This window comes from Scytonema hofmannii PCC 7110 (assembly GCF_000346485.2).
Taxonomy (GTDB): Bacteria; Cyanobacteriota; Cyanobacteriia; order Cyanobacteriales; family Nostocaceae; genus Scytonema; species Scytonema hofmannii.
Genome location: NZ_KQ976354.1, coordinates 7,533,520 through 7,558,274 on the forward strand (window position 1 = coordinate 7,533,520; position 24,755 = coordinate 7,558,274).

20 protein-coding genes are annotated in these 24,755 nt (G+C 40.9%); 19 read left to right on the forward strand and 1 reads right to left on the reverse strand.

The window, feature by feature from the left end; all coding sequences use genetic code 11:
- Positions 1 to 129: 129 nt before the first annotated feature.
- Positions 130 to 1,137: a succinate dehydrogenase/fumarate reductase iron-sulfur subunit gene (locus tag WA1_RS31630; protein ID WP_017740293.1), complete on the reverse strand. Its 1,008-nt coding sequence runs from the start codon at positions 1,135 to 1,137 to the stop codon at positions 130 to 132.
- Positions 1,138 to 2,046: 909 nt separating this feature from the next.
- Between WA1_RS31630 and WA1_RS60470 the strand changes: the two genes are divergently transcribed.
- The 19 genes from WA1_RS60470 to WA1_RS31725 all read left to right on the forward strand — a co-directional run bounded on the left by WA1_RS60470 (position 2,047) and on the right by WA1_RS31725 (position 24,574).
- Positions 2,047 to 2,178: a hypothetical protein gene (locus WA1_RS60470; protein ID WP_272819268.1), complete on the forward strand. Its 132-nt coding sequence runs from the start codon at positions 2,047 to 2,049 to the stop codon at positions 2,176 to 2,178.
- A 196-nt stretch (positions 2,179 to 2,374) separates the two neighbouring features.
- A complete protein-coding gene (locus WA1_RS31635; RefSeq protein WP_017740292.1) occupies positions 2,375 to 2,845 on the forward strand; it encodes an AbrB family transcriptional regulator in 471 nt (156 codons plus the stop codon).
- Between the two features lie 293 nt (positions 2,846 to 3,138).
- A complete protein-coding gene (locus WA1_RS31640) occupies positions 3,139 to 4,032 on the forward strand; it encodes a CPBP family intramembrane glutamic endopeptidase (protein WP_017740291.1) in 894 nt (297 codons plus the stop codon).
- Positions 4,033 to 4,479: 447 nt separating this feature from the next.
- On the forward strand, positions 4,480 to 5,697 hold the full coding sequence (locus WA1_RS31645) for a glycosyltransferase (protein ID WP_017740290.1): 1,218 nt from the start codon (positions 4,480 to 4,482) through the stop codon (positions 5,695 to 5,697).
- A gap of 101 nt (positions 5,698 to 5,798) precedes the next feature.
- Positions 5,799 to 6,989: a glycosyltransferase family 4 protein gene (locus tag WA1_RS31650; protein ID WP_017740289.1), complete on the forward strand. Its 1,191-nt coding sequence runs from the start codon at positions 5,799 to 5,801 to the stop codon at positions 6,987 to 6,989.
- Positions 6,990 to 7,071: 82 nt separating this feature from the next.
- The gene (locus WA1_RS31655) at positions 7,072 to 9,198 is read left to right on the forward strand and encodes a GumC family protein (RefSeq protein ID WP_017740288.1); all 2,127 of its coding nucleotides are present in this window, start codon (positions 7,072 to 7,074) and stop codon (positions 9,196 to 9,198) included.
- Between the two features lie 2 nt (positions 9,199 to 9,200).
- Entirely contained in the window at positions 9,201 to 10,625 is a 1,425-nt protein-coding gene (locus WA1_RS31660) for an O-antigen ligase family protein (RefSeq protein WP_017740287.1), read from the forward strand.
- Entirely contained in the window at positions 10,618 to 11,154 is a 537-nt protein-coding gene (locus WA1_RS31665) for a serine acetyltransferase (protein ID WP_017740286.1), read from the forward strand. Before WA1_RS31660 ends, WA1_RS31665 begins: the two co-directional genes overlap by 8 nt.
- A gap of 56 nt (positions 11,155 to 11,210) precedes the next feature.
- The gene (locus WA1_RS31670; RefSeq protein WP_017740285.1) at positions 11,211 to 12,212 is read left to right on the forward strand and encodes a glycosyltransferase family 2 protein; all 1,002 of its coding nucleotides are present in this window, start codon (positions 11,211 to 11,213) and stop codon (positions 12,210 to 12,212) included.
- A gap of 39 nt (positions 12,213 to 12,251) precedes the next feature.
- Entirely contained in the window at positions 12,252 to 13,625 is a 1,374-nt protein-coding gene (locus WA1_RS31675) for a glycosyltransferase family 4 protein (protein WP_148662801.1), read from the forward strand.
- Positions 13,626 to 14,094: 469 nt separating this feature from the next.
- Positions 14,095 to 15,042, forward strand: a complete 948-nt coding sequence (locus WA1_RS31685) for a glycosyltransferase family 2 protein (RefSeq protein ID WP_017740282.1) — start codon at positions 14,095 to 14,097, stop codon at positions 15,040 to 15,042.
- 249 nt (positions 15,043 to 15,291) lie between these two features.
- Positions 15,292 to 16,137 carry an ABC transporter permease gene (locus WA1_RS31690; RefSeq protein ID WP_017740281.1) on the forward strand — a complete coding sequence of 282 codons (846 nt, stop codon included), beginning with the start codon at positions 15,292 to 15,294 and terminating at the stop codon, positions 16,135 to 16,137.
- 20 nt (positions 16,138 to 16,157) lie between these two features.
- Positions 16,158 to 17,465 (forward strand): glycosyltransferase family 4 protein, encoded by a 1,308-nt coding sequence (locus WA1_RS31695; RefSeq protein WP_017740280.1) that lies wholly within the window; start codon positions 16,158 to 16,160, stop codon positions 17,463 to 17,465.
- 102 nt (positions 17,466 to 17,567) lie between these two features.
- The gene (locus tag WA1_RS31700) at positions 17,568 to 18,929 is read left to right on the forward strand and encodes a glycosyltransferase family 4 protein (protein WP_017740279.1); all 1,362 of its coding nucleotides are present in this window, start codon (positions 17,568 to 17,570) and stop codon (positions 18,927 to 18,929) included.
- 91 nt (positions 18,930 to 19,020) lie between these two features.
- Positions 19,021 to 20,301, forward strand: a complete 1,281-nt coding sequence (locus WA1_RS31705) for an ABC transporter ATP-binding protein (protein WP_017740278.1) — start codon at positions 19,021 to 19,023, stop codon at positions 20,299 to 20,301.
- Positions 20,302 to 20,339: 38 nt separating this feature from the next.
- Entirely contained in the window at positions 20,340 to 21,296 is a 957-nt protein-coding gene (locus WA1_RS31710; protein WP_017740277.1) for a hypothetical protein, read from the forward strand.
- A 404-nt stretch (positions 21,297 to 21,700) separates the two neighbouring features.
- A complete protein-coding gene (locus tag WA1_RS31715) occupies positions 21,701 to 22,684 on the forward strand; it encodes a glycosyltransferase family 4 protein (protein WP_272819269.1) in 984 nt (327 codons plus the stop codon).
- Positions 22,685 to 22,750: 66 nt separating this feature from the next.
- On the forward strand, positions 22,751 to 23,482 hold the full coding sequence (locus WA1_RS31720) for a class I SAM-dependent methyltransferase (protein WP_017740275.1): 732 nt from the start codon (positions 22,751 to 22,753) through the stop codon (positions 23,480 to 23,482).
- Between the two features lie 141 nt (positions 23,483 to 23,623).
- Entirely contained in the window at positions 23,624 to 24,574 is a 951-nt protein-coding gene (locus tag WA1_RS31725; RefSeq protein ID WP_017740273.1) for a glycosyltransferase family 2 protein, read from the forward strand.
- The last annotated feature ends 181 nt before the right edge of the window (positions 24,575 to 24,755 follow it).

Below are 24,755 nucleotides of genomic sequence, written 5' to 3' on the forward strand. Positions count from 1 at the left end.
GATTTTGGATTTTGGATTTTGGATTTTGGATTTTGGATTTTAGATTTTAGATTTTGAATTTTGGATTGGGGATAAGGAAGAAAGTTCTACCTTGTCCCCAATCGTTGGTCACTGGTCACTGGTCACTGGTCACTGGTCACTGGTCACTGATTTCTGCACTGCTTCAATAAGAGATCTCACTTGTTCAGTACCTTCAGAAGGTTCAAATGATAGTGGGAATTTTCTGCGGGCGATCATTCGCAGACCGAGAGGGGCAATACTCAACAATCCTTTTAAGTCTCGCAGGTAATTACCAACAACTTGTAAACCAAAGGATCGCTCATCGATCCAGCCTCCTTCTTTGACTAACTCCACTAGCACTTTGCGGTGACGAATGGAACGGCTGTCAGATGCTTCTTTGCGATCGAGAAGTTCTTGTTTGATTTTAGTAATTTGATCTAAAGGTGCAACATCCATCGGACAAACAGAATTGCAGTAAAGACAGCGAGTGCAACCCCAAACTCCTTTAGTTCCTTCGTTATATTCTTCTAAGCGAGTTTCGGTTTTGCTATCGCGAGAATCTTCTACCATGCGGTATGCTTTGGCAAGAGCATGGGGACCAACAAAATCTGAATTCACTTCACGAGCGTTACATTCCGAGTAACACGCTCCACACATGATACAATTTCCTGTCTCATCAAGGCGCGATCGCTCTAGCGGTGTTTGTAAGAACTCTCTTTCTGGTACGCTTCGCCCTGCTGTACTCACATAAGGAGTCACTGCTTCTAAGTTGTCCCAAAAGCTGGTCATATCAACCACTAAATCCTTGATAACAGGCATATTACCCAGTGGTGCTATTGTTATTTCTGGGATAATATTTGTAGGGCTTCCTGGTGTTTGATCTGGTTGCTTCTTGGAAATTTCACTACCAACATTTTCTTTACAAGCCAAAGCCGAACGCCCATTTATCCGTATAGCACAGCTTCCACAAATTGTATTGCGGCAATTTTTGCGAAATGCTAAAGTTCCATCTTGCTCCCACTTAATCCGATTCAGGCAATCGAGGATGGTATTTCCTGGTTCAACATCCAAAACGTAAGTTTTTACCAGAGGGGAGGAATTTTGTTGCTGCCGTATGACCTTAAAAAGAACTTCCATTACCACTTTTAATAAAGAACTTCTACCTAGCTTATGAAATTCTTCCCACTACAAAGTGCTGCTTCAACAAGTGCGCTACACCAAGGTGTCCTTAATTCATAGCTAGCTGTTAATAGACTGACGATTGTAGAGACACAAAATTTCGGTTCTCCACAATCATAAGGATAACCGTGAAAATTTGAATTGTAACTTTCCCGAATAGGTTAGCACCTATTGGGTCACAGAGAGAGGGGTTAGGGGACAACAGGGATATTGAGGATAAGGACTTATGCTATCCCCTAACTAAAAATATCAGTTGCGAAATGCCTCTTAAGTTATAACTGTATCTTCATGTAAACACAAGTGAGAGCCGTTAACCTAAAAAAACGTACTTTGCAATGGCACACAAGTACTTTTTTGGTTATATAGAATTGTTAAACCACATGAGATGAACATTGTGACCTCTTAATCAAGAAACTCTTGGTTTTAACTCACTGCACAAAACCTTATGTCTAAATTCAATGAATTTTTATAAAACTCGTACAGGAATACTCATCCCAAGGGGAGGGCATTAAGATAAAAGTATATCAGCAAGTTTAATTCAAAATTAAACAACTATTTTGCTATTATTAAACCATGCTAGTATTTAATATGAAATTACAAAGCAACAAAACCAGTATCAATCGCCATAGATGTGCGGCTGTTACGGCTTTGTTTCTTCGTAATATTGTAGAGAACGGAAATTTCTTGTCTCTACTGGCAAGATAAAAGGGTGTACATCTGCACAACCTCCCAAAAGCTACTTATGCTGTCAAAAGCTTGAGAGTACGAATGGGTAAAACCTTTCGTCTCAGAGCCAAAAAAGCAAAGCTAGAAAAGTGGAAAGACCGCTTTTTCTTGGGTTCATGACTTATTAGGGGTCAAACGAGCGTGGCAATAAAGTTGGAAGAAATTCCTCACCACGTTTTGCCTCCCCAATTTGTAAAGGTGGACAAAAGTGACGCCGCTACAGCAGTGCCAAAAGAAAGATTAATTTCATTTCTGATGGCAAATGATGGCTAAAAGTGCCGTAAAACTACCAAAATAAATGCCTGTGACAACCGCGACATTTCTGGAGTGTTGGGGATTAACCATAATAAAGGTTCTTAGGCAACCCGTGTAAAGGTTTTGAGTAGCGCTGTGCAGATGTAAGAAAGCCAAATACTGGCAAAAAGACAAATTTTATCAATTCGGAGAGAGTGAGGATCTTTGGAGCATAATGACTGAAACTGCAACCGCACCATTAACCGGTAAAGCACTGCTTGCTAAGGTTAAAGAACTATCCAATTTACCACGGCGAGAAAGAGCCAAGCAGTGCGGTTACTACACAGTTACCAAAAATAACCAAGTCCGTGTCAATCTTACTGATTTTTATGATGCTTTATTGTCAGCTAGGGGAATTCCCTTAAGCCCAGAAGCACCAAAAGATGGTCGAGGACGCGAACCGACATACAGAGTCAGCGTACACCAAAACGGTCAGATTGTTATTGGTGCAACTTACACCAAAGCAATGGGCTTAAAGTCAGGTGATGAGTTTGAAATTAAGTTAGGATACAAGCATATTCACTTAATTCAAATCGATGCTGATAAGAAGTTGCTCTCGTCAGATGATTCAGATTTAGACGAAGAGGACATCGAAGACGAAGAGGACTTTGATGAGGATGAGGATGAAGAGGAAGAGGAAGATTAAATTTTTTTATAGTAGAGGCACGTTTAGAGCAAAAGCTTGATGACTTGTCCCGATGTAGAAAAAATTTAAATTTTCTTGAAAAGATAAAAAACTTCGTACAAAATAAAACGATTAGACTGTTGCTGGTTTAAGAAATTTTGGTCAGAGAAGAGGCAAAGGCTGAAAAAGGGTGAAGTTTGAAGGATAAAAGAAAGATGAAGTATGATACAAAAGTATGAAATACTTTATGTTTCACCTTATAATTCATACTTGCTCATTGTCAAGTTTTTGTCCTGCAGAGCGAGAAATCTGATATGCAACAAGTCTGTCGTATTTTTTTGCGCGATCTCATAGCGTTATTTGAGCCATCAGCCAACTTCTCGCTACCATCATTACAAGATGCATCTGCGTTAGTTGTGGTGATGGCTTTTTTTCTGGCGTGGATTCTCTGTTGGTTACCACTAGCGGTAATATCAGCGATCGCTATTAAATGGAAACCCTTTCAACCTCTACAACCAGAACAAAAGTTACCCCTACTTATTCCTCTCTACCTCCTAGCTCCCCTCACGCTTTGGGGTATGAGTTGGTTGACAAAAATTTCTTTTTCTGAATATGGCTTTTCTGGAAATCTTGCAACTTTTTATTCTTTAACCTTGGGTTTAGCGTTGGGAGTGTTGGGTATTGCAGTGGTATTTTCTTGTCAAATATGGTTGGGGTGGTGCGCTTTTCAAGAAACAAACCTCAAGCAATTGCTACCTATTTTACTACCTATATTGTTAGTTGCTTTATTGGTAGGTGGTGTGGAAGAGTTAATTTTTCGCGGATTTCTCTTGACTGAGTTGGCTAAAGATAGCTCTGTTTGGATAGCAGCGATCGCCGGAAGCTTAATTTTTGCTTTGCTACATCTAATTTGGGAACAGCAAGAAACAATACCACAATTACCGGGTCTTTGGTTAATGGGTATGGTGTTGGTATTAGCACGGTTTACGGATAGGGGTAGTATCGGCTTAGCTTGGGGACTACATGCGGGATGGGTTTGGGCGATCGCATGTTTGGATACAGCACAACTCACGGGTCCTACGGGTCATGTCTCTGAATGGGTGACTGGTAAGAATAAAAAACCTTTGGCTGGTGTGGCGGGTGTTGTTTGTTTGTTGCTGACAGGAGGAATTCTCTGGTTGATGTTTGGTTATAACTTTTTTCTATGAAATATTAAATTTTATGTAAAAATTTTTATATTAAATATACTAATGTACTCTATTTTTGAGAAAAAGGATGTAAAAATAATGACAAGGGTTGTGAAGATTTTGTGAAGATTTGACCTTGTCTATGAAATTTAATGGTAGAAAATACTAGATTATTGAAGACAGGCATCAAATTTTTTTATTAGACACAACCTGCGATCGCATCCCTTAGTTTAAGTAAAAAATTTCTCTACGTGTGACACGTAAAGAAAAGTTTGAGCTTCAGTGAAGTATACAGGGGGGCATGAAAGATTTTTACAATTCAATTATGAGATTACTACTATCGGAGGAATGCAAAAACTCACAAATTTATTTAGTTTGTAGGAGGAAATGGTTAAACTTTTTTAAGTTTTTTAAAAAATAAAAAATAATACTTAGAGAGATTGCACTTAACCGTGCAAGGCGGTCATAATGCGTAAACCTGTTCTCACGATTTTTTACCAGTTCAATCCTTGGAACACAACCATCGGAGGAATTCAGACACTCATCAAGACCTTTATTAAATACGCTCCAAGCGAGTTTGAAGTAAGACTTGTAGGAACAGGAGACTACCGGGCAAAACCTGTTGGTGTATGGCAGCAAGCAGAATTTGCAGGCAAAGAAATTAGTTTTCTACCTTTATTTACATTGCAAAATGATAATGTTAGGAACCTGATACCAACAACACTGAAGTATACGGCAGCTCTTTTAGGAAAGCGTTTTGAGTCAGACTTTATGCACTTTCACAGGATAGAGCCAACGCTAGCAACTTTTTATTGGACAGGAGAAAAAACGCTTTTTATACACAACGATATTCGGACACAAATGCAAGCGAGTGGTGACAAAAAAGCTATTCTCTGGCGAAGATTTCCTGTGGCATATTTTGCCCTAGAAAACATATTAGTTCGCCAATTTGACCAAATTCTCTCTTGCAATACCGATGCAACCAAGTTGTACAAACAGCGATACCCCAACCTGCAAGACCGTGTTAAATATATTAAAAATTCTTTTGACAGCGAAATTTTTTATCCCTTGACCGGAGAGCAACGTCAAGCTGAAAGGCGGGAACTAGTGTCCCAACTTGGTTTGGCTGAAGAGACGCGTTTTGTCTTATTTGCCGGTCGGCTTCATCCCCAAAAAGATCCCATTTTGCTTGTACGTGCAATTGCTGCATTAAACGATCCCAATGTTCACCTACTGATTGCAGGTGATGGGGAGTTGGCAGCAGAGATTCGTGCAGAACTTGTGAGATTGGGGCTATCTAGTCAAGTTACGATGCTCGGAGCAGTGACCCAAAAGGAAATTGCACGGTTGCATCGTATCTGCAATGTTTTTGTTTTAAGTAGTGAATATGAGGGTTTGCCTTTGGTAGTTTTAGAAGCGCTTGCTAGTGGAACACCAGTTGTGACCACTCAATGTGGTGAAACTCCAAAGCTGCTAGGAGCTAAAAGTGGAGTTGTCTGTTCGGAAAGGACTCCAACGTGTATAGCAGAGGCTATACGCAAAGTTCTCATACAACCGGAAGATTACCCAACAGATGCTTGCGTGCGGGCGGCGCAACCTTATGCAGCCCGTACAGTTATTCGTGATGTTTACAGCGATATGTTTAGTCGTTGGGAGCAAAAAGCGAGTTTGGCTGTGGGAGTGTGAATAGTTAAAAGTGCTGGAGTTTTTTGACTTTTGACTTTTAACGTTTGATTGAAAGCAACCGCCATTAACCCTTTTAGATGACAGGTAAAGACTAAATTCTTATGAAAATTGCTGTAATTGGTGCCAAAGGTTTACCTCCTAAACAAGGAGGAATTGAACATTACTGTGCGGAACTTTATCCTCGAATGGTAAAACAAGGGCATTCTGTTGATTTATTTGCCCGTTGTTCTTATACAGACTGTTCGTGGCTCGATCGCTATGACTATCAAGGGGTGCAAGTCATTTCCGTACCGGGTTTGAACTTGAGAGGTGTCGATGCTTTTATCACGTCAGCTTTGGGAGCGGTGGCTGCGAGTGCCAAGAAATATGATATCATCCACTTCCACGCTCTCGGCCCCTCTTTGTTTACTTGTTTGCCAAGAGTTATCAATTCTGCAAAAGTTGTTGTAACCTGTCAGGGTCTCGACTGGCAACGCGCCAAGTGGGGTAGTGTTTCAACTCGCGTCATTCAAATGGGTGAAAAAGCCGCCGTGCGTTTTGCCCACGGATTGGTTGTTGTCTCAGATGCACTGCAAGACTATTTCTCACAAAACTATGGCAGAAATACAGTCTATATCCCCAATGCACCGGCTAGCTACGGTGCATCAGACCCAAACTTTGGTTATGGTCGTCAGTTAGGTCTGGAGAAAGGACGCTACGTTGTGTTTCTGGGTAGGCTTGTACCGGAAAAGCGTCCTGACTTACTGGTTGACGCCTTTAATGCTTTGAAACCTTTGGGATGGAAACTTGTCTTGGCTGGAGGTGTGAGCGATACGAAATCCTTCACCTCACAGTTATTGGAAAAGATAGCCCACAATCGAAATATTGTATTTGCGGGCGAACTTCGAGGACCTCGTCTTTGGGAAATAGTTAGGGGTGCAGGGTTATTTGCTCTTCCTTCTGATTTAGAGGGGCTACCTCTAGCCATGTTGGAGGCTATGCGGGAAAGAGTACCAGTTTTGGCTAGTGATATTCCCCCTCACAAGCAACTGCTGAGTGGAAGTCGAGGAGCACTGTTTGCCACTGGAAGTGTAGATTCTTGCATCCAATCTTTGGATTGGGCGATCGCTCATCCTCAAGAACTAGCATCTATGGCAGTGCATGCAAAAAGGCACGTGCAACTGAACTATAGCTGGGAACGCATTACTACTGACAATTTGAACCTCTACCAAACACTTTTAGAATCGCCCGCATCTTTGAGGGGATTGGAGCAAAACCAGACAGAGTTAGCCGAAGTCTTAAGTAAAAAGTAAGTGGTTAGTTGTTAGTTGTTAGTTGTTAGTTGTTCTTGACTACTAACCACTAATCACTAACCAATAACAAAGAAGGTACTTTATGGAAAAAAGTGTTTCATCTGTTCTATCCGTGTTAAAGAGGCGAAGTTTGCCTGCTGTTGCAGCGTTTGTGGCGGCGATAGGTGGTGCGATCGCATACCTTGCGGTTACCCCAAGTCAGTATGAAGCCTCAGCGCGATTGATGCTTGACAACAAGCAAACAAGCATTTCTGAATTGGGTCGCGATCTCTCGCAAGTGTCTTCAAATACACCAGGTGGTCCCAGTCCGTTGGCTGACCAAGCAGAATTAGCTAAGTCTCAACGGGTTTTAAACCGCGCCCTGCAAATTTTTCAAAGTTCTCATAAAACCAACACTCAGGTCAAAACTCCAGACCTTAGTAAAGGTTTAGGAGTGAAAATTGTCCCTGCCACTAACATTCTGCAGTTGAGCTATCAAAGTAAAGACCCAATACTTGCTGCTCAGTTGCTGAATGCTGTTTCTCGAGCAATGGAAGAAGAAAGCGCCAACACGATCCGCCAAGAAGCTGCTAACGTGCGGAAGTTCTTGGCAACGGAAGTCCCAAAGGCTCGTCAGAACCTAGAGGATGCCGAACTGAAGGAAAACAAATACAGGCAAAGTAGTGGGATCATTTCTTTTACCAAGCAAAGCGAGAGTTTGGTTGATAGTCTAGCAACTTTAGAAAACCAAGAGCGTACTTTGTCTGCTCAACTTCAAGAGTTGCGATCGCAAGATGCATCACTGCGGCAAATCACCAATTCTACAGCCGTCAAAAGTGCCTATGCATCTGTACGCGGCGGTCAAGACGAACAACTCAAAGAGTTGCGAACTAAGTTGACAGAATTTGAAACAAAACTGGCTGAGTCCCGTGCAAAGTATACAGAAAATCATCCAGATGTCCAATCGTTACTTTATCAGAGAAACAGCGTTCGCAATTTGTACATTCAGGGACTCAATCGCATCTCTTCAGAAAATCAACCTGTTTCGCCAAACAATGTAGCCGCCGACCAGGTGAGCCAAAACTTCTCCGCCCAACTCATTGCCAATGATATTGAACGCACAGCAGTGGAAAATAAGCTTAAAAGCGTTCAAGCTCAACGAGCTAACCTCCAAACTCGCTTTGAACAACTCCCATTTAAACAGCAACAGTTGACTCCACTTACGCGCCAACGAGAAGAGGCGGCAGAGACTTTAAAATTGCTACAAAGCAAATACGAGGAAGCACGGATTGCGGAAGCCCAACAAGTCGGAAATATCCGCATTATTGAAGAAGCCCTTCCCCCAACTGTAGCCACATCGCCCAGACGCTCATCTGTACTGGTACTTGCAACTGCATTGGGAACCTTGCTCGCGACTTCCATAGTACTGCTTCTGGAGATGATGGACAATACCCTACACGATGCATCGGAAGCGGAAGACTTACTCAAGCTATCATTGTTAGGAGTTTTGCCACGGCTACCTTCTAAGACGCTTGTTCTTGAACCATCTCACCGATTTTTAGATAATGTCAGCTTGGTTGAGCCATACCGCATGCTCTTTAAAACCCTGGAGTTTCGCAGCGACCAGATGCGGCTGATTGTTGTTAGCAGTTCCATTGCAGGAGAAGGTAAATCTATCGTCGCCTCGCATTTAGCAGCTGTAGCAGCCATGCTGTCTTGGCGGACATTGGTGATTGATGCAGATTTGCGAAGACCGGAACAGCACACGCTCTTTAATCTCTCTGGTAAGCCAGGGGTGACGGATGTGCTGGAAGGAGATATATCTCTAGCAGATGCAGTGCAATCAACGGATATTGAAAACTTGGATGTACTGACTTGTGGCGAACTGCACGGACGCCCCTCACAGCTGTTAGAGTCAGTTGCCATGAAGTCTTTGGTGGCAGAAGCGGCTGAAAATTACGATTTGGTAATTATAGATACGCCCCCCCTCAGTGCTTGCGCTGATGCAGCAACCCTAGCCAAGCAAAGTGATGGAGTCATGCTAGTGACACGTCCCGGCTTTACCTTGAAGGAAATTCTTTCACGGAGCGTATCGGAGTTAACGCGAAATCGCATACCTATATTAGGAGTTGTGGTCAATGGAATAACCAGTCAGACGGAAAAATACTACCAGTATTCTGTTAACGGTTACCAACCGCGAAAGCAATTGGCAAGTTCGAGGTCTAAGTAACAATGTGGACGCATCAAAGCTCAAGTCGTTCTGCTCGTTTGGGTCTCTTGATTGGGTTAATGGGTGTAGGGATTGGTGTAGTAACAGGATTTCTTGTTGGCACTAAGCCCCTATACCTGATATTAGCTTTGGGTGCAGTGCCAATTCTTTTCTATTTTTTTGCTCAGTTCGAGCAAGCAGTTATCGGTTTATTAATCCTGCGTAGTTCTCTAGATGCTTTCTCATATCTACAATTACCGGCTGTTTTTGCGATCGCACTTGACGCTCTCACCATACTTTATGTAACAGTGAAGTTATTAACAGGTCAACCTGTAAGGACAGATAAGTTTTGGTGGTTCTTTGTAGGCTGGTTAATAATACAGAGTCTGTGGGTCATACTTTTACCGTTAGGAGCGTTGGGGCTAGGCACTCCATTTTTATCAGAGGCTATTCGGGAGTGGGTGCGTTTATTTACCTGGGCATTGGTATACTTACTCGTGATGCAGCTGAAAGATAAAATCTCCCCAGAGAAGTTTGTCTCCGGGCTTTTTTTGTCTTTAATCATACCAATAGCAGTTGCGTTAATGCAGATGTTTGTGCCTTCTCTGCTACCCCCCATGCTTTCAATTGGTAGCGGAGGTGACTTCGGTGCATTGGTATCTGAAGGTGCTCGAATTAGAGGGACTTTCGGTATGGCAAATACCTTTGTCACCTTCTTATTATTGTTTATTGGTCTAACGTGGTGGAAACTGAAATGGGTGCAGCATCGCGCTTCGTGGCTGGTATTACTTGGCGTACTGACTTTATTGTTTGTCAGTACCAAGTCCTTATTTAGCTTGATGATGCTTGCCATTTTTGTCTTGGTTTTGATTGTTCCCAGATTGAGCTTGCTGAATTTGATTGGTGGAATATTGCTATTTGGTCTCGTTATTGTCTTATTTGCCAGTTCGGAATTTGGGCAACAACGCCTTACCTCAATTGCTAACACACCTCTTCTCAATCCTGATATTGACATATCGCGGGCAATTCTTCTGTCAGAAGGAGATCACAATAGCTTTAACTGGAGGCTTTCTCAGTGGAATTTACTACTCAATCGGTGGCAAGAGTATCCTTTTTTAGGATACGGCTTGGGTTTGAGCGTTCCAGTCGCTGGGAATGGATTCTTACCCCACAATGACTACATTAGGGCAGCTATTGAGGGGGGAATCATCGGTTTTGTAACTTATGTAGGCTTTTTCTTAGCTCAAGGAGTACGTCTTGTTCAGTTAATGTATCAGACACCCCGTAACGGTCGGCAATATGAATTGTGTTTTATTTTGTTAGCTATTCTAGCATCTCTTCCTGTAGGAATGATTACAGAAAATATCTGGAGTCATACAACTCTTTTCTTCTACTGGTGGGCTTTGTTTGCAGTCGTTGGTTGGAATTGGAGTGAAACATATGAATGAATTTATGAAGGACATACTACAAGATTGGCAAATCAATCAAGACACAAGCTTGAAATCCCGTCTCATATTATTAATGTTTCGGATAGCACAAAAGCTTGATTATTTACCAACTCCCTTGTCTTGGATTTCCAAGTTTTACGCTGGTATATATCTATTCATTGTTGATTGGATATTAGGTGTTGAACTGCCCTGGGATACCCAAGTAGGAAAAAAAATAAAACTGCATCATGCGCGGGGATTAGTTATCAATCGTGAGACCATAATTGGGAACAATTGTATTCTCAGACATTCTACAACAATAGGGAACAAAAAACTTCTAGATGGGTCAATCAGTGGTTCACCAAAAATAGGCAATAATGTAGATATTGGAGCAAATGTTGTCATTCTCGGTGAAATTACAATTGGCGATAACGCAGTCATTGGAGCTGGTTCTGTTGTTGTCAAAGATGTTCCCAAAAACGCTGTCGTTGCAGGCAATCCGGCAAAAATAATTCGTATGCAAAATAAAAAATTGTTAGTGGTTAGTTGACTAATTAACAACCAACAACTAACAACTAACAACCAACAACTAACAACCAAAAATCTATGCCAAAAATTTCTGTTGTGATTCCAGCATACAATTCGATGCAATATCTCCCAGAAACTCTGGAGAGTGTTTTGCAGCAAACCTTTACCGACTTTGAAGTCTTAATTATTAATGATGGGAGTTCTGACAATATAATTCAATGGGCTTCTGAGATAACCGATCCGCGAGTGAAATTGATTTCTCAAAAAAACCAAGGCGTATCGGTTGCTCGTAACACGGGTATTGCCCAATCTCAAGGAGAATATATAGCATTCTTGGATGCTGATGATTTATGGGAGCAAACCAAACTAGAAAAGCAAGTCCGTTATTTGGATGAGAATCCAGAGGTGGGTTTGGTACATACGAGTATGGCTTTAGTCGATCGCAATGGCAAATCTACAGGAAGAGTTATGACTTCTGTTGCAGAAGGAGAAGTCTGGAAGGAACTTGTTGAGTCGAATAAAATAGCTTGTTCTTCAGTGATGGTTCGTCGCCGTTGTTTGGAAAAAGTAGGAGGATTTGAACCAAATTTACATTTTGCTGAAGATTGGGATTTGTGGATTCGTATCTCCTCTCATTATTCTTTTGCCGTTCTCAAAGAACCTCTTTATTACTATCGACAAATTCCTACTAGTTTGTCTAAAAATTTGGCAGTGCTCGAACAATCTTTTAATTTTGTGATTGAGAAGACATTCCGTTGTGTACCTCAAGAGTTACTGTACTTAAAAAACCGCAGTTACGGTCATGCTAACCTCTGCTTGGGTTGGAAAGCTTTGCAAAGTAACGATAAGGATTACAAGCGAGCAATTCAATTTAGTCACTCAGCTCTTGTATACTATCCACAGTTACGTTACTCTCGCGAGTACATCCGCTTGAGTTTGGCAGCAAGGGCATTGCAATTGTTTGGTAATAATGGCTATAGCAAATTACTAGAACTAGTGTATGCTTTGCGGCGCAAAATTTTAAGCGTGACGGCTATTCGTAGTTTCAAAATTTTTGATAAATCTACTTATTCTGTATAATTTCCCCCAATCCCAACTCCCAACTCCCCACTCCCTCAGATGATGCGTGATGTAATTCAACAGCAACCGCTAGCCACAAAGAATCAAGCAGAACCTGCGATCGCATTATTGCATTGTATGGATTTGATTGATGATTTTTTAGATCATATTGATATTTCTTTTGATACGTATTGTCATGAGTTTGTCGGTAGCTGGATGTTCGGCTACATAAAAGCTTTGAAAAGAGTAGGTGTCAGGACGGTATTGTTCTGTATTTCCGCTCGTTTTACTGAGGTTTCACGTTTTACCCACGTGCCTAGTGGTGCTACGATTTGTGTATTACCTGCTTCTAAAAGCTATCTTACTTATCGTGCGGTTCGACGGAAAGCACTCAGCTTTTATGGTGGGGGTGAGGGACAGGCGTTTAAAGACATCCAAGACTCGAATGTCACTCGTCGTTCCTTGCTGACAAAGTTTAAGAATCTCGCCCAGAGTACGGGAACATACCTGTCTACTCCGTTGGCTTTGCTGGCGCGGGAGATCCGACGTGAGGGCTGTCAGGCTATTTTATGTCAGGAGTATGAGTACGCCCGCTTTGATGCTTGCGTACTTTTAGGACAGTTGATGCGTTTGCCAGTGTTTGCTACTTTTCAAGGAGGTGACAAGACTCATAGCTTTTTAGAGTATCCTTTGCGACAACTCGCGTTTCGAGGATGTACGGGAGTAATTATATCTGCACAGAGAGAAATCGAGCGGGTTCGCGATCGCTATAAAGCCCCATCATCTAAGATAGCCAGAATTTTCGATCCAATGGATACCATGTCATGGTATGCTATGGACCGATTGGAAGCACGGGCTGCACTTGGCATTCCACTTAATGCACGTGTGGTGGTATGTCACGGAAGGATAGATTTTTATCGCAAGGGCTTAGATATTCTGACAGCAGCTTGGCAGCTGATTTGTTGCGATCGTCCAAATCAAGACCTGCGACTGCTACTTGTAGGCACAGGACCAGACTCAGACAAACTCCGCGAGTGTATTGCAAAGATGCAGTTGCGGGGTGTCATGTGGCGCGACGAATTTGTAAATTCTCGCGACGTGCTTCGACTTTACCTATCGGCGGCTGACGTTTATACCCTTTCATCCCGACAGGAGGGCTTTCCCATAGCACCGCTTGAAGCTATGGCTTGTAGTTTACCCGTTGTTGCTGCGGATGCGCCTGGAGTACCGGACATCCTTGAGGGAGGCGAGGCTTCCGGTGGATTTGTTGTTCCACGAGAGGATGTCAAAGCCCTGACGAAAACACTCGGTTCGATTTTAGATGATGAAGCTTGGGGGCGCGAGTTAGGCAAACGTGCGCGTCGTCGAATAGAAGAATACTTTGCGCCGGAAGTTATTGGCAAGCAATTGCGTGAGTTTTTAATTAGGGAGTAGGGAGTAGAGGATATGGGGTCTAGGGTGTCGCAAATTGGATTTACCCCCCTTAGTCCCCCCTTGGAAAGGGGGGAGATTCGGACTTCCAGTTCCCTTGGAAAGGGGGGAGATTCGGACTTCCAGTTCCCTTGGAAAGGGGGGAGATCGGACTTCCAGTTCCCTTGGAAAGGGGGAAGATCGGACTTCCAGTTCCCTTGGAAAGGGGGAAGATCGGACTTCCAGTTCCCTTGGAAAGGGGGGAGATCGGACTTCCAGTTCCCTTGGAAAGGGGGGAGATCGGACTTCCAGTTCCCTCCCCTTTCCAAGGTCCGGGTTAGGGTGGGGTGGAAACCACGCAAAAACCTCAATCGATCAGCTATTTCAGACTTGTGCGTACACCGTAGGATACGAAGTAGGGAGAAGTCTTAATAACCAATCCAAAATCTAAAATCCAAAATCCAAAATTGATTAATCCAAAATCATAAAAATTATGCCAAAAGTTACTGTTGTTATCCCTGCCTACAATGCTATGGCTTTTTTGCCAGAAACTATAGATAGTGTTTTGAAACAAACATTTACTGACTTTGAAGTCTTGATTGTTAATGATGGGAGTACAGATAACGTTGTTGAATGGGCTTCTCAAGTCGCAGATCCGCGAGTGAAACTTATTACCCAAGAGAACCAACGCGTATCTGCAGCACGAAATACGGGTATTAGCAACGCTCAAGGGGAATATATCGCATTTCTGGACGCTGATGATTTGTGGGAACCCACTAAGTTAGAAAAGCAAGTCCGTTGCTTGGATGAAAATCCAGAAGTAGGGTTGGTATATACTTGGACGCTTTTAGTTGATAAGAATAACAATCCTATAGGAAGAATCTATGCTTCCGATGTTGAAGGAAAGGCATGGGGTAAGATTCTTGAAAATGACATGATTTCTAGTGGAAGTTCGCCAATGGTGCGTCGTTCTTGCTTTGATACTGTCGGATTGTTCGATCGCACTTTAGCATATGCACCCGATTTAGATATGTGGGTTCGCATTGCTTTTCAATATCCTATTGCAGTCGTTAAAGAACCTCTACTCCGCTATCGACAACTTCCTAACAGTTTTTCTAGAAACCGTCAAAAAATGGTTCAGGATCTGCGCCAAGTGATTGAAAAAACATTTCAATCTGTCCCTTTGGATTTGCTGTACTTGAGAAATCGGTGTTACGCGAGCATTTTCCTGGGTTTAGCGTGGCTATCTATAGATGACGGAGACTACAAAAAAGCGGCTCACTTCCGAGAGCAAGCTATATTACACTATTCACAAGTACGGTTTTCTGAAAAATATCTGCGATTGAGTTTAGCGATCGCAATGATCCGTTTATTTGGTTCACAAGGTTATGATGGAGTGCGAAGCTTGAGCCGTTCCCTGCGCCTGCGTATTTTACAGTGACCAGTGACCAGTGACCAGTGACCAGTGACCAGTGACCAGTGACCAGTGACCAGTGACCAGTGACCACTAACAACTAACCACTAACAACTAACCACTAACAAAATATTCCTAAAAGTCGATTTGTTTTTATGAAAAAAAAAGTAAATAAATGAATAACAACATAATGGTTTCTTCAAGGATTGCAGTTTGACTTACGATCCGAAAATTTTACTGTGTCTAATTTAAAAAAACAAAAAAATAGGTAAGTTAATGAACACAGATAAGTTAGCAAACAGAGAAGAACTCATTATTGAGGCAGGTCGGACTGAGAGCCAGTACTGGAAAGACTTATGGAGATACAGAGAGTTATTCTACTTTCTGGCATGGCGTGATATTTTGGTGCGCTATAAGCAAACTGCGATTGGGATGGCATGGGCATTGATTCGCCCCTTTTTAACAATGGTAGTATTTACAATTGTGTTTGGAACTTTAGCGAAGCTACCTAGTGAAGGTAATGCACCTTACCCAATTCTCGTTTATTCCGCTATGTTGCCTTGGCAGTTTTTCTCTAGCGGGCTGAGCGAATGCAGCAATAGCTTAATTAACAACGCCAACTTGCTTTCTAAAGTCTATTTTCCACGTCTCATTGTGCCAACAAGCGCTGTCATTGTCAGCTTTGTGGATTTCATGATATCTGGCATACTTTTGCTAGCGCTGATGGCATGGTACAACTTTGTACCCGATTGGCGGATATTGACACTACCGCTATTTATTCTCATTGCCTTTGCAGCATCGATGGGTGCGGGATTGTGGCTAGCAGCTTTGACTGTGGAGTACCGAGATTTCCGCTATATCGTGACGTTTCTAGTGCAGTTTGGTCTGTACATTTCGCCTGTGGGTTTTAGCAGCAAGCTTGTTTCCGAAGAGTGGCGGTTGGTGTACTCACTTAACCCAATGGTAGGGGTGATCGACGGTTTTCGTTGGGCAATTTTGGGCGGTGAGTCTCAGATATATTTACCAGGCTTTGCACTTTCTCTGCTGATTGTGGCTCTACTTCTGTTAAGTGGTATTTGGTACTTCCGCAGGATGGAACGCTCTTTTGCTGATGTAATTTAGGTGTGGGTAATTTTTAATGTATGAAAGTTTTATGTGACATTTCATGGCTTGGAACTGGATTCTATCATCCTCCTTGTCGCACGGGAATTTTTAGAGTTATTGAGAATTTGGCTTATGGTCTGAAAAATTCCCAAGAGTGCGATTTAATTTTCTGCACGCAAGGTGCTTCTATAAGATTATGCGAGGTTCTCGGTTACTTAGAATCCAATCCAGAACTAGCGGAAGTCCCTCTAAGTTATGACAGCAAAGACGTAAAATTTAGGCGAAGTTTCTACACAGTCTATCGCGAACTCAACCAAAAACTTGACAAGACTCCAGATTCACGAAAATTAGCACCTGAGATATTAATGCTTAAGGTCTTAAGAAAGATTTTGACTTACGTAGCACGAAGTGCCGAATTCTTTTATAGATCGATGACACCCGATAGTCTTGCTGAAGCAGACATATACCATTCACCTTATGAGCCAATTCCTGATGAAATCAGAAAAGCTGCAACTCAATTGGAAAAGTTTCTTACAGTACACGATCTGATTCCGATTATACATCCAGAATTTTTTGAGTTTAGCAAGGATACAGTCGAAAAAGCTATATCGAGTTTAGACCTGGAATCTTGGGTTTTCTGTGTTTCTCAATCAACTAAAGATGACTTATGCAATTACTCAAGCATTATCGACCCGGCTAGAGTTTTTGTCACCCATCTAGCCGCATCAAAACTTTTCTATCCCTGCTTCGATTCTCAAAAAAATCAAGTGATTTGCAGTAAATATAATATACCAAATGCACCTTATATTCTTAGTTTAAGTACCTTAGAACCGCGCAAAAATATTGACCATACAATTCGATGCTTTCTTCAACTCATTCAGCAAGAAAAAATTCTCGATTTAAATCTCGTGTTGGTCGGTGCAAAAGGTTGGAAATATGACAAAATTTTTGCGGAAATTTCCAGTCATCCTATCTTAAAAGACCGCGTTATTCCCACAGGATACGTTGCTGATGAAGACTTGGCGGCTGTGTACAGTGGTGCGATCGCTTTTGTTTATCCTTCCTTCTATGAAGGTTTTGGTCTACCACCGCTAGAAGCTATGCAGTGTGGTGTTCCTGTCATCACCTCAAACACCTCCTCTCTACCTGAAGTGGTTGGTGATGCGGGAATCCTGCTTGACCCCAAAGACTCTGATGGACTTTGTCAGAGTTTATTTGAACTTTATAATCAGCCCGGATTGCGTCAGTCTATGTCACATAAATCTCTAGAGCAGGCGAAAAAATTTAATTGGGAAAAATGTACCCAACAGACGCTCGCTGCTTACAAAACCGCCTTGTCATCCTAAGTTTTTCATGATGATTTAAATAACAGACAATTATGAAAACAACCCTTGATTGTAGACAGTGAATTAAATTTTTATACTCAATAAATAATAACTAAATAATTTATGGCTAGTGTAAAAAATGTGTTCCCAAAATATATTCAACGACCTATCAAAGTTCAGATTGTTAGCAGAGAAATTCCTGTAGAGAATACAATAGGCAATGCCACTTATATTCTAAATTTTCTGTGCTACTTACGGCAGGCGGGTTGCGAAATTGAATACATAATACCCAACTCATCACCCAATGGTAAAGCTCCTTGGTGCGTGATTTCACCAACCTTATTCAAACTTGCTAATCTATCGGTTAAGGATAACTGGAAGATAGGTCGTCTTCTGCTGAGATTTAACTCATTATCAGATTGGTTCATTGAGTCATTACGACTCATTTACGATAGATTGCCAGAAACTCTAAAAAATATGTATCGTTCTGCTAGAGAGCAACGACAGTTAACGCCCCTGTATGCAGTCGCCTCTGATGTGTGGAATGCTCCAATTATGGGAGAGGAAAGCGATTTTATCAGGTCACAATTTATTCGATTTAAACCAGATGTCGTCATCGCTAATTATGCCTTTTTAGCAAATGTTTTAGATTCTCCTGTTTTAGATAAGAACGTAGTAAAAGTCATACTGACTCACGATGTACGCCACCAAAGAGGTGCTCAATTCAAAAAACTAGGGCTTGCTTCTTCTGAACCTTACTGGAATCAGGAACGGGAAACTCTAGAGTTAAGTAAAGCACAAGTACTGTTAGCCATTCAGCAAGAAGATGCTAATCTTTTTAAAGAAATGGTACCGCAGTGTGAGGTGATTTGTATGCCGATATCTGTGAAATGTCACTCTCATGCGATCGCGCAAGTCCCTGGTCGTTGCTTATTCGTTGGTAGTAGAGTAGATCACAATTACTATGGTCTACAGTGGTTTCTGGAAAATGTGTGGTCAAAGGTCATAGAGTTAAATCCACGTAGCAGCCTTTATATATGTGGAACTGTGTGCGATTTAATTCCAGAAAGTTTTCCTAATGTTCGTCTTTTAGGTAGGGTAGACGATTTAAAACCTGAATACGGTGCTGCTGAAGTTTGTCTTGTTCCTTTGCTGGCTGGTAGCGGTTTGAAAATTAAACTTGTGGAAGCAATGTCCTATAGTCGCGCTTGTGTTTCAACCAGCGTCGGAGTTCAAGGATTGCGTGACATAGTAGGTACAACAACACTCGTAGCAGACACTGCTGAGGATTTTGCAATGGCGGTGCATACGCTTTTAACTCATCCAGATAAACGCCGATGGATGGAGGAACAAGCTTATAGATATGTGAGCGAAAAGTTTTCTCCGGAAGCCACCTACCAACCTTTTGTAGACTACATTCACCAGCACTTACAGCAAGTCTCAAACCAACCTCCGATAGTTCACTTTAATGTAGTTAGGAGTTAATATTTATCATTATTTGGATTGAAAATGCCTCACTTGGACTTGATTCTACCCAACTATCTGTCACAAAAATTTTTGGAATTGGTATAAGTAAATGTCAAAAACTGTCATTCAGGTTGAAAATTTAGCTAAAAAATACGTTATTACCCATCAGGAACAAGCTGGAAATTACAAGACATTTCGTGAAGCAATGACTAATGCAGCGAAATTCGTTGCTAGTTCGCTAAAGCTTAATGGGAAAAAGGAATCAAATATAAGTAGGGAAGAGTTCTGGGCACTGAAGGATGTCTCATTTAAGATTCACCAAGGTGATAGAATTGGCATTATAGGTCGGAATGGAGCAGGGAAGTCAACGCTCCTAAAAGTTCTGAGTAGAATAACAGAACCAACAAGAGGCTCTATTCGGATTAAGGGGCGAGTAGCCAGTTTATTGGAAGTGGGAACAGGATTTCACCCAGAGTTGACAGGACGGGAAAATATTTTTCTGAATGGTGCAATTCTGGGGATGAGCAAGCTAGAGATTCAACGCAAGTTTGATGAAATTGTAGCCTTTGCAGAAATTGAGAAGTTTTTAGATACACCTGTTAAGCGCTACTCTTCAGGTATGTATGTACGATTAGCTTTTGCAGTAGCTGCTCATTTGGAGCCAGAAATTTTGATTGTAGATGAAGTGTTAGCGGTGGGAGATGCCCAATTTCAGAAAAAGTGTTTGGGTAAGATGGAGGATGTAGGTAAGGAGGGAAGAACAGTTTTATTTGTGAGTCACAATATGGCAGCTATTAGAGCACTTTGTAGTCGGGCGCTACTCATGCGAAACGGTCAAGTCTTATTGGATTCAGAAATTGAAGCTGCTGTTAGTCATTATTTGGCTGAAGATGATGCTTCAGATGCTCGTATAGTTTGGAATAAAAAAGACGCTCCTCAATCTCCAGAACTTCGTTTTCTTGAAGCTTATATTTTAAACGACCGGGGCGATTATGCCTCGATCATTGATTGTCGTAAAGGATATTCAATAGCGGTGAAATATGAGGTACTAAAGCCTATAAATGGTTTAAGAATTGGCTTCTTCATGCAAAATTCCGAGGGAATTCCCATCTGCGGTTCTAACGATCCAGTCGCTTGGCAAAAGTTAGAAAGAAGCCCAGGTGAGTATACAAGTCAATGTTTTTTCCCTGGATATGTATTAAATGCAGGTAAATATTTAATCTGTTTTGGCTCGGATATGCCACCATATAATAAATCTCTAGTTACAACTCCATACTGTTTGGGTTTAACCATTGAAGATGTTGAGGGACATGGTTCAACGAATGAGAGACTTCCAGGAATTGTTCGGCCAAAATTAGAATGGAATATCAAGCAAATTGCCTATAAATAAAAATAATTTAAGCGGTTGAAAGAGGAGGCTATTTAGAAATGTCATTACTTGAGAAAATTAAATTAATTAGGAATAAATTTTTATCTCCTATTACTTATATGCTTGACTATATAGAAAAACGTCAAGTTGATATAGAAAAACGTCAAGTTGGTATAGAAGACCGTCTCGAGCTTATTCAAAGAGCTTTAGGAAGAATTGAACTTAGACAATTAAGACATAATACCAGTGATAATTTACTTGATTATGAATACCAAGTTTTTTCTCAATGGGGAGAAGATGGAATAATTCAGTTTCTCATAAATAATGTTGAAATTGAGAACAAGATATTTGTGGAATTTGGTGTAGAAGATTATCTGCAAGCAAATACGAGATTTCTCTTAGTAAACAATAACTGGGCTGGTTTAGTAATTGATGGTAGTGATGCTCACATCTCTCGAATCAAGAGTGCTCATTTTTATTGGAACTATAATTTAAAAGCTATCAAATCTTTTGTGACAAAAGACAACATTAACAATTTGCTTCTGGAGCAAGGTATAGCTGGAGAGATTGGTCTACTTTCTATAGACATAGACGGTAATGATTACTGGGTTTGGGAAGCTATTAATGTCATTCACCCAGTTATTGTCATTGTTGAATATAACTACAGATTGGGTAGTCAGGCTGCTGTAACGATACCATATAGCGAGGATTTTGATCGAGCAAAAACTCATCATTCAATGATATATTTTGGGGCTTCATTAAAAGCTCTTTGCTTACTAGCAAAACGGAAAGGTTATGTGTTTGTTGGATGTTGTAGCAATGGTGTAAACGCTTTTTTCATTCGTGCAGATAAAAAACCTTCTAGCGTAAGAGAGATGACTCCTGAAGAAGGATACAAGTCAGGACAGTTTTGTGAGACCCGGAATCAAAGTGGAGAGCAGATAAAAACATCACCAAAAGATGAAGTACTTTTGCTGACAAGTTTAAATTTACCATTAGTCAATGTTGAAGAATAAAAGTTGAGTCGCATCTCTTATAGATGATTGTCAACTCTCATTCTAGTTGTTTTTGTAAAATTAGAAATATGTAATGTATGAAAGTTTTATATAACATCTCAGTGCTTGGACTAGGGTACTATAATCCTCTCTGTCGCACAGGAATTTTTAGAGTTATTGAAAATCTGGCTTACGGTCTGAAAAATTCAAACGAATGTGATTTAATTTTCTGTACGCAAGGTCCCCCTTTTATATTATTCGAGGTTCTCGACTACTTAGAATCAAATTCAGAACTAGCGAGAGTACCTCTGGGTTACCAGAGCAAAGACTTGAAATTTAGGCGAAGGTTGCAAAACGTTTATCACAAACTTAATCAGAAGCTTGACAAGACTCCAATTTCACGAAAATTAGCGCCTGAGATATTAATGCTTAGGGCGATCAGAAAGGTTTTAACTTATGTAACGAGAAGTGCAGCATCCCTGTATAAACCAATTTCATTGCGTAGCCTTGCTGAAGCCGACATATACCATTCACCTTTTGAGCCAATTCCTGATGAAATCAGAAAAGCTGCAACTCAATTGGAAAAGTTTCTCACAGTACACGATCTGATTCCGATTATACATCCAGAATTTTTTGACTTACAGGACAAGGATACAGTCGAAAAAGCGATATCGAGTTTAGACCCGGAATCTTGGGTTTTCTGTGTTTCTCAATCAACTAAAGATGACTTATGCAATTACTCAAGCATTATCGACCCGGCTAGAGTTTTTGTCACCCATTTAGCTGCATCAAAACTTTTCTATCCCTGCTTCGATTCTCAAGAAATTGAATTGATTTGCAGTAAATATAATATACCAAATTCACCCTATATTCTCAGTTTAAGTACCTTAGAACCGCGCAAAAATATTGACCATACAATTCGATGTTTTCTTCAACTCATTCAGCAAGAAAAAATTCTAGATTTAAATCTCGTATTGGTCGGAGCAAAAGGTTGGAAATATGACAAAATTTTTGCAGAAATCTCCAGCGATCCTATCTTAAAAGACCGCGTTATTACGACAGGATACGTTGCTGATGAAGACTTGGCGGCTGTGTACAGTGGTGCGATCGCTTTTGTTTATCCCTCTTTCTATGAAGGTTTTGGTCTACCACCGCTAGAAGCTATGCAGTGTGGTGTTCCTGTCATCACCTCAAATACCTCCTCTCTACCTGAAGTGGTTGGTGATGCGGGAATCATGCTTGACCCCAAAGACTCTGATGGACTTTGTCAAAGTTTATTTGAACTTTATCACCAGCCCGGATTGCGTCAGTCTATGTCACATAAATCTCTAGAGCAGGCGAAAAAGTTTAGTTGGGAAAAATGTACCCAACAGACGCTCGCTGCTTACAAAACCGCCTTGTCATCCTAAGTTTTTTGTTTAGGATTACCTAGATAAATAGTGAAAAAGGAACTTTAATCTATTTGGTGCAACTCTATGTTTTCTACTAATTATGTACGCAGAAAAGACTACGGAACAGCATCACCTCAAGATGAATTTATAGTTTCATTATTACGACACCACATTGAAGAAATTTTGCCTACCTACGCCAAATCTAGTTCATTGAATCCCCGTGCTTTAGATGTAGGATGTGGAAGTCAACCCTTTCGGAAAAATTTGGAAATTCTTGGATACACATATACCAGTATTGATGCTGAGCAAAATCCGGAAAACTCCGTAGATGTGGTTTGCAGAATAGACCAACCGTTACCATCTGAAGCGATCGCTAATGGCACTTTCGATTTTATTCTTTGTACCGAAGTCATGGAACACGTAGTAGATTGGAACATGGCTTTTAGCAATTTTTCTCAACTTCTAACTCCCGAAGGTCGGCTATTCATTACCTGTCCCTACTTCTATCCATTGCATGAAGAACCTTATGATTTCTGGCGTGCAACTCCTTACACATTACAGCACTTTGGTAATAAATTTGGACTGAAAATTTTGTACCAGGTAAATGCTGGAGATGGTTGGGATGTGCTTGGGACATTACTTGGAAGTATTTATTCCGAACCGAAAAGTCATAGTTTGGGCGATCGCATTTTAAGCAAAGTTATTTCTCTCTGCCAAAAAGTTGTCCTGAAACTCCTTCTTGCTCGTTTTCTTCAACGATTTGCACATTTAAAGGGAAAACTGTATTTAGCAAATATTGTAGTTTTTGAAAAATGAATAACAGTTTTTTGCTTTTGAAGAAAATGAGGACTCAACTTGAATCGCGCAAGAATATTGCTCATCTAATTCGTTGCTTCTTGCGGTTGTTATCTGAGCAGCCCAATCTCAACATTAATCTGATTTAGGTTTTTAATAAATATGTTTGTCAAACCTAAAGTATCTATCATTACTCCTGCTTACAACACTAGCAAGTATGTTGAAAAAGCAATAGAATCAGCCTTAGCTCAAGTCGAGCAGAATATTGAGGTCATTGTAGTAGATGATGCTTCCACTGACAATACAGTAGAAGTTGTTAATAGCTTTTCCGACCCTCGGATTAAACTTTTAGTCAATGAATCAAATCAAGGACCGAGTTACTCAAGGAATCGTGCATTAAAAGAGGCAAAAGGTGAATGGGTTGCCTTACTTGATTCAGATGATTGGTATGCACCAAAAAGATTAGAAAGACTTTTGCAGGTGGCTGAGAAGGAAAATGCCGATCTCATTGCAGATGATTTGTATTTAATTCTTGAAGGGCAAGATACTCCTTGGAGTATAACATTTTTTGAAAAAAATGGCATAAAATTAGACAAGCCCAAACAAATCGATTTGATTGACTTTGTTGAGCGATACCTTAGTATTACAAAGCCCCTCATCAGGCTTAACTTTCTAGTTGAGCACAATCTCGAATTTAATGAATCTTTGAAATACGAAGAAGATTTTGTCCTCTTTTTTTCATGTTTATTAAATGGCTGCCGTTTTATTATCTTGCCAGAACCATATTATTTCTATCAAATACGTATTTATTCCTTAATGAAGGAGTACGTTGATTTCTACGAGCAAGCCTGCAAAACGAATTTGTCTCTTTTACACCAAGATTTTACCCAAAAAAATCCACAACTAAAGCGTACTTTACGGAAACGGCTGAAAAATATGAAACAAATGAGAGCTTTTTACCGAGTTAGACAGTCATTTAAAGAAGGAGGATTTTTAACTGCATTGATTGAGGCTATACTTAATCCTAATTTCTTACCTGTGCTATGGGAAAAGTTACCAGGAATTCTCAGGTATCGCCTTTTAAATCGCTTTAATGCCAATGTATCTAACTAGCTATCATGAACTGCGTACACCAGAACAAATAAAAATTTTTCTTCCCCCAATCCCTACTAGAGTGTCAATTTTGTTTTGATGGATAGTCCGTTGTTGAGAAACCCGGTTTCTTAAAGAAACCGGGTTTCTGACTCCCCTCAATTCAAACTTGACAGAGTACTACTCCCCACACATATAAAAG

Excerpts from the sequence above, each read along its gene's own strand:
- WA1_RS31700 (WP_017740279.1), top strand. The coding sequence starts at position 17,568 with ATGGCTAGTGTAAAAAATGTGTTCCCAAAATATATTCAACGACCTATC.
- WA1_RS31645 (WP_017740290.1), top strand. The coding sequence starts at position 4,480 with ATGCGTAAACCTGTTCTCACGATTTTTTACCAGTTCAATCCTTGGAAC.
- WA1_RS31670 (WP_017740285.1), top strand. The coding sequence starts at position 11,211 with ATGCCAAAAATTTCTGTTGTGATTCCAGCATACAATTCGATGCAATAT.
- WA1_RS31665 (WP_017740286.1), top strand. The coding sequence starts at position 10,618 with ATGAATGAATTTATGAAGGACATACTACAAGATTGGCAAATCAATCAA.
- WA1_RS31660 (WP_017740287.1), top strand. The coding sequence starts at position 9,201 with ATGTGGACGCATCAAAGCTCAAGTCGTTCTGCTCGTTTGGGTCTCTTG.
- WA1_RS31725 (WP_017740273.1), top strand. The coding sequence starts at position 23,624 with ATGTTTGTCAAACCTAAAGTATCTATCATTACTCCTGCTTACAACACT.
- WA1_RS31695 (WP_017740280.1), top strand. The coding sequence starts at position 16,158 with ATGAAAGTTTTATGTGACATTTCATGGCTTGGAACTGGATTCTATCAT.
- WA1_RS31640 (WP_017740291.1), top strand. The coding sequence starts at position 3,139 with ATGCAACAAGTCTGTCGTATTTTTTTGCGCGATCTCATAGCGTTATTT.
- WA1_RS31685 (WP_017740282.1), top strand. The coding sequence starts at position 14,095 with ATGCCAAAAGTTACTGTTGTTATCCCTGCCTACAATGCTATGGCTTTT.
- WA1_RS31655 (WP_017740288.1), top strand. The coding sequence starts at position 7,072 with ATGGAAAAAAGTGTTTCATCTGTTCTATCCGTGTTAAAGAGGCGAAGT.
- WA1_RS31705 (WP_017740278.1), top strand. The coding sequence starts at position 19,021 with ATGTCAAAAACTGTCATTCAGGTTGAAAATTTAGCTAAAAAATACGTT.
- WA1_RS31710 (WP_017740277.1), top strand. The coding sequence starts at position 20,340 with ATGTCATTACTTGAGAAAATTAAATTAATTAGGAATAAATTTTTATCT.
- WA1_RS31675 (WP_148662801.1), top strand. The coding sequence starts at position 12,252 with ATGATGCGTGATGTAATTCAACAGCAACCGCTAGCCACAAAGAATCAA.
- WA1_RS31715 (WP_272819269.1), top strand. The coding sequence starts at position 21,701 with ATGCTTAGGGCGATCAGAAAGGTTTTAACTTATGTAACGAGAAGTGCA.
- WA1_RS31650 (WP_017740289.1), top strand. The coding sequence starts at position 5,799 with ATGAAAATTGCTGTAATTGGTGCCAAAGGTTTACCTCCTAAACAAGGA.
- WA1_RS31720 (WP_017740275.1), top strand. The coding sequence starts at position 22,751 with ATGTTTTCTACTAATTATGTACGCAGAAAAGACTACGGAACAGCATCA.
- WA1_RS31635 (WP_017740292.1), top strand. The coding sequence starts at position 2,375 with ATGACTGAAACTGCAACCGCACCATTAACCGGTAAAGCACTGCTTGCT.
- WA1_RS31690 (WP_017740281.1), top strand. The coding sequence starts at position 15,292 with ATGAACACAGATAAGTTAGCAAACAGAGAAGAACTCATTATTGAGGCA.
- WA1_RS31630 (WP_017740293.1), bottom strand. The coding sequence starts at position 1,137 with ATGGAAGTTCTTTTTAAGGTCATACGGCAGCAACAAAATTCCTCCCCT.